Origin of the sequence: Streptomyces sp. NPDC058964 (genome assembly GCF_042741275.1) — a bacterium.
Taxonomy (GTDB): domain Bacteria; phylum Actinomycetota; class Actinomycetes; order Streptomycetales; family Streptomycetaceae; genus Streptomyces.
Genome location: NZ_JBHYKH010000165.1, coordinates 11,716 through 16,812 on the forward strand (window position 1 = coordinate 11,716; position 5,097 = coordinate 16,812).

Genomic DNA, 5,097 nt, shown 5'->3' on the forward strand with positions numbered 1-5,097 from the left:
CGCCCGCGCGCGGCCGGGGGCCCCCCGCGGGGGGGGGGGGGCGCCCCCGGGGGCGGCGCGCCGGGCGCGGCCCCCCGCGGCGCGCGCGGGCCCGGTGGACGGCCACCGTGGCCGGGATCTTCGCGGGCGGCGTGCTGGGCACCCTGCTGCTGGTGCCGCTGGGCACCGGGCGGGCGCTGCTCGTGATCGCCGCGGTGGTGCTGCTGCTCGCGGCGGGGAGCCTCGCGGCACCGCGGAAGGTGCCGGGCTCCCCCTAGGCCTTCCGCTCTCCGGCGGCGCACTCCGCGCAGGTGCCGAAGATCTCCACCGTGTGCGCCACGTTGACGTAGCCGTGTTCCGCCGCGATGGCCTCCGCCCACTTCTCCACGGCGGGTCCCTCGACCTCGACCGCCTTGCCGCAGGTGCGGCAGACGAGGTGGTGGTGGTGCTCGCCGCTGGAGCAGCGGCGGTAGACGGACTCGCCGTCGGAGGTGCGCAGGACGTCGACCTCGCCTGCGTCGGCGAGGGACTGGAGGGTGCGGTAGACCGTGGTCAGGCCGACCGAGTCGCCCTTGTGCTTGAGCATGTCGTGGAGCTCCTGCGCGCTGCGGAACTCGTCGACCTCGTTCAGGGCCGCCGCCACGGCTGCCCGCTGGCGGGTCGCACGGCCCTTCACGGGCGGTCCAGCGGTCGTCACCGGTTGCCTCCTACGTCTGGCTCGTTCGCCGGCTCACGTCTGCGTCTGCCGGGCCATTGTGCCAGTCCGGGCGGTGCGCGGTCGGACGCCGACCTCGTCGGCGGCCCCTGGCGTGGCCGGAATCGAGCACTCCGCGGGGTCCCCGGCGGGCCGGTCCGCGGCGGCCGCCCGAGCGCGGCGGCGGGCCAGCGGAGCGGCCAGCGCCGTCAGCACGAGGAACGCCGCGATGGTCATCAGGACAATCGTCGCCCCGGGCGGCACGTACTGGTAGTAGGACGTGATCGTGCCGCTGACGGTCACGGTGACGCCGATGGCGACGGCGATCGCGAACGTGGCGGCGAAGCTGCGGCTGAGCTGCTGCGCCGCGGCCACCGGGACCACCATCAGCGCCGACACCAGCAGCAGTCCGACGACGCGCATCGCGACCGTCACGGTCACGGCGGCGGTGACGGCGGTCAGCAGGTTCAGGGCGCGCACCGGCAGGCCGGTCACCCGCGCGAACTCCTCGTCCTGGCTGACCGCGAACAGCTGCCGGCGCAGGCCCACCGTGACCAGCAGCACGAAGCCCGCCAGCACGCAGACCGCCGTGACGTCGGAGGGTGCCACCGTGGAGAGCGAGCCGAAGAGGTACGACGTCAGGTTCGCGTTGGAGCCGCCCGGCGCGAGGTTGATCAGCATCACGCCGCCGGCCATGCCGCCGTAGAAGAGCATGGCGAGGGCGATGTCGCCGCGGGTCTTGCCGTACCAGCGGATCAGCTCCATCAGCACGGAGCCGACCACGGCGACCGCCGTCGCCATCCACACCGGGGAGGTGGACAGCAGGAAGCCGAGGCCGACGCCCGTCATCGCCACATGCCCGATGCCGTCGCCCATCAGGGCCTGACGGCGCTGGACCAGGTAGATTCCGACCGCGGGGGCGATGACGCCGACCAGGACGGCGGCGAGCAGCGCCCGCTGCATGAAGGCGTAGTTCAGGAAGTCCATCGGCTCAGCAGTCCCGTGCGGATCGGTTCGGAGCCCGCGGGTGCGTGCGGGTGTACGTGGTCGTGGCCGGGCTGGGGGTACTCCCTGCTCGAACGAAGTCGAGAGCTTGGGGGAGTGCCGGCCGCCGCCCGCGGGGGCGGGCCGTCGTGCAGGACGCAGCCGTCGCGCAGGACGACCGCCCGGTCGATCAGGGGCTCCAGGGGGCCCAGTTCGTGCAGGACCAGCAGGACCGTGGTGCCCCGCCCCACCTGTTCCTTGAGCGTCCGGGCGAGGATCTCCTGGCTGGCCAGGTCCACGCCCGCCATCGGCTCGTCCATGATCAGCACCTCGGGCTCGGCGACCAGGGCGCGGGCGATCAGCACCCGCTGGTGCTGGCCGCCGGAGAGGGCGTTCACGGAGTCCTTGGCCCGGTCCGCCATGCCGACCAGCTCCAGGGCCCGCCGTACGGCCTCGTGGTCCGCCCCGCGGAAGAATCCGAAGCGGGTGCGGGAGAGGCGGCCCGCGGAGACGACCTCGGCCACCGTCGCCGGGACCCCGCCCGCGGCCGTGGTGCGCTGCGGTACGTATCCCACGCGCGACCAGTCGCGGAAGACGCGGCGTGCGGTGCCGAACAGCTCGATCTCACCGCCGCTGACCGGCACCTGGCCGATCAGGCTGCGGATCGCGGTCGACTTGCCGGAGCCGTTCGCGCCGAGCAGCGCGACGACCTCGCCGCGGCGCACGGTCAGGTCGACCCCGCGCAGGACGGGGCGCGAGCCCAGTTCGGCGCTCACGCCTCGCATCGTTATGACGGGTTCGCCCATGGCGTCGTCCTCCGTGCCGGTCACTTCGCCCCCAGCGCTGTCCGCAGGGCCTCGAGGTTGGCCTCCTGGACCGAGAAGTAGTCCTTGCCCCGGGACTTCTCCGTGATGCCCTCGAGCGGGTCGAGGACGTCGGCTCTGAGGCCGGTGTCCTGGGCGATGGTCTTCGCGGTCCGGTCGCTGACGAGCGTCTCGTAGAAGACGGTCGTGACGCCGTCGGCCCGCGCCATGTTCTCCAGGTCCCGCACCCGGGCGGCGCTGGGTTCCGACTCCGGGTCGAGGCCGTTGACGGCCTCCTCGGTGAGGCCGTAGCGCTCGGCGAGGTAGCCGAAGGCGGCGTGCGTGGTGATGAAGACCTCGGTCTTCGTGCGGGCGAGGCCCTCCTTGAACTCGGTGTTCAGCTCGTCGAGCCGCTCGACCAGGGCCGCGGTGTTCTTCCGGTAGTCGGCCGCGTGGTCCGGGTCCGCCTTCTCGAAGGCCGCTCCGACGCCCTTGGCGACCTGGGCGTACTTCACCGGGTCGAGCCAGATGTGCGGGTCCTTGCCGGACTCCTCGGTGTGCTCGTCGCTGTCGTGCGCGGCCGCGTGGCCGCCGACCTCGTTGCCGTGCTCCTCCAGCGTGGTCAGGGAGGTCGCGTCGATCTTGGTCCCGATCTCTGACTGGGCCACCGCGGCGTCGACGGAGGGCTGGAGGTTGCCGAGGTAGAGGACCGCGTCGGACTCCTGGAGCTGGATCATCTGCTTGGTGCTGAGCTCCAGGTCGTGCGGTTCCTGCCCGGGAGAGGTCAGACTGGTGACATGGACGTGGCTCCCGCCGATCCGCTCGGCGAGGAAGGTCATCGGATAGAACGACGTGACGACGTCGAACCTGCTCGTCTGCGCCGCCTCGGCGGTGTCGTTCGAGCAGGCGGAGAGGGTGCCGATCCCGAGGGCGGTGACCGTGGTCGCCGCGGCGACGGGTATGAGGCGACGTCGTGCGTTCATGACAGTCATTTTCAACAAACATGGAAACCGTTGTCAACAAGCCTGCTGAGGGGCTCATAAGGCATACCGATTTGGATGTGGGGGAGCCCCCGCCGGTAACCTGAAGCATTCGCTCTGAAGCAACTCGCTTCGTCGCCCGTCGTCGTAATGAAGAGAGCACCGTGGCCGCCGACAAGATCGACACCATCGTCAGCCTGAGCAAGCGCCGTGGCTTCGTATTCCCCTGCAGTGAGATCTACGGCGGACAGCGCGCCGCCTGGGACTACGGGCCGCTGGGTGTCGAGCTCAAGGAGAACCTCAAGCGTCAGTGGTGGCGCTACATGGTGACGTCGCGCGAGGACGTCGTCGGTATCGACTCGTCCGTGATCCTGGCCCCCGAGGTCTGGGTCGCCTCCGGCCACGTCGCCACCTTCACGGACCCGCTGACCGAGTGCACCTCGTGTCACAAGCGCTTCCGGGCCGACCACTTGGAGGAGGCGTACGAGGCCAAGCACAACCGCCTGCCGGAGAACGGCCTCGCGGACGTGAACTGCCCCAACTGCGGCAACAAGGGCCAGTTCACCGAGCCCAAGCAGTTCTCGGGCCTCCTCTCCACCCACCTCGGCCCGACCCAGGACTCCGGCTCCGTGGCCTACCTGCGCCCGGAGACCGCCCAGGGCATCTTCACCAACTTCGCCCAGGTGCAGACCACCTCCCGTCGCAAGCCGCCGTTCGGCATCGCGCAGATGGGCAAGTCCTTCCGCAACGAGATCACGCCCGGCAACTTCATCTTCCGCACCCGCGAGTTCGAGCAGATGGAGATGGAGTTCTTCGTCAAGCCGGGCGAGGACGAGAAGTGGCAGGAGTACTGGATGGAGCAGCGCTGGAACTGGTACACCGGCCTGGGTCTCCGTGAGGAGAACATGCGCTGGTACGAGCACCCGCAGGAGAAGCTCTCCCACTACTCCAAGCGCACCGCCGACATCGAGTACCGCTTCAACTTCGGCGGCAACGAGTGGGGCGAGCTGGAGGGTGTCGCGAACCGGACCGACTACGACCTCGGCGCCCACTCCAAGGCCTCCGGCCAGGACCTCTCCTACTTCGACCAGGAGGCCGGCGAGCGCTGGACTCCGTACGTCATCGAGCCCGCGGCCGGTGTCGGCCGTGCGATGCTCGCCTTCCTGCTCGACGCCTACGTCGAGGACGAGGCACCGAACGCCAAGGGCAAGCTGGAGAAGCGCACGGTGCTGCGCCTGGACCACCGCCTGGCTCCGGTGAAGGTCGCGGTGCTTCCGCTGTCCCGCAACCCCGAGCTGTCCCCGAAGGCCAAGGGCCTCGCCCAGGCCCTGCGCCAGCACTGGAACATCGAGTTCGACGACGCGGGCGCCATCGGCCGCCGCTACCGCCGCCAGGACGAGATCGGTACGCCGTACTGCGTCACCGTCGACTTCGACACGCTCGAGGACAACGCGGTGACGGTCCGCGAGCGTGACTCGATGAAGCAGGAGCGGGTGTCCCTCGACCAGATCGAGGGTTACCTCGCCGGGCGCCTGATGGGCTGCTAGACCTGTCGGACCGATACCGGGGGGGGCGGGGTCGGTAGCCCGCGCCGCGGGGGGGGGGGGGGGGGGGCGCCGGGGGGGGGCGGGCGGGGGGGGGGGGTGATGTGGGAGGC

The 5,097-nt window shown here is 70.9% G+C and carries 6 protein-coding genes; 2 read left to right on the forward strand and 4 right to left on the reverse strand.

From position 1 onward, the window contains the following. Positions 1 to 257: hypothetical protein (locus ACFW2E_RS21235; protein ID WP_384468621.1), on the forward strand; the 257-nt coding region annotated here is incomplete at its 5' end. Here the strand turns inward: ACFW2E_RS21235 and ACFW2E_RS21240 are convergent. From ACFW2E_RS21240 to ACFW2E_RS21255, 4 genes are read right to left on the reverse strand one after another with little or no spacing between them, the layout of a single operon-like run. Continuing rightward, a complete protein-coding gene (locus ACFW2E_RS21240) occupies positions 254 to 676 on the reverse strand; it encodes a Fur family transcriptional regulator (RefSeq protein WP_384468623.1) in 423 nt (140 codons plus the stop codon). The two genes, ACFW2E_RS21235 and ACFW2E_RS21240, sit on opposite strands and share 4 nt — an antisense overlap. A gap of 33 nt (positions 677 to 709) precedes the next feature. Next, positions 710 to 1,660, reverse strand: a complete 951-nt coding sequence (locus ACFW2E_RS21245) for a metal ABC transporter permease (RefSeq protein WP_384468625.1) — start codon at positions 1,658 to 1,660, stop codon at positions 710 to 712. After that, on the reverse strand, positions 1,648 to 2,463 hold the full coding sequence (locus ACFW2E_RS21250) for a metal ABC transporter ATP-binding protein (protein WP_384468629.1): 816 nt from the start codon (positions 2,461 to 2,463) through the stop codon (positions 1,648 to 1,650). Before ACFW2E_RS21250 ends, ACFW2E_RS21245 begins: the two co-directional genes overlap by 13 nt. Before the next feature lie 20 nt (positions 2,464 to 2,483). Further along, a complete protein-coding gene (locus tag ACFW2E_RS21255; protein ID WP_384468626.1) occupies positions 2,484 to 3,443 on the reverse strand; it encodes a metal ABC transporter substrate-binding protein in 960 nt (319 codons plus the stop codon). Between the two features lie 161 nt (positions 3,444 to 3,604). Between ACFW2E_RS21255 and ACFW2E_RS21260 the strand changes: the two genes are divergently transcribed. After that, positions 3,605 to 4,987: a glycine--tRNA ligase gene (locus ACFW2E_RS21260; RefSeq protein ID WP_384468627.1), complete on the forward strand. Its 1,383-nt coding sequence runs from the start codon at positions 3,605 to 3,607 to the stop codon at positions 4,985 to 4,987. Positions 4,988 to 5,097: the final 110 nt, after the last annotated feature.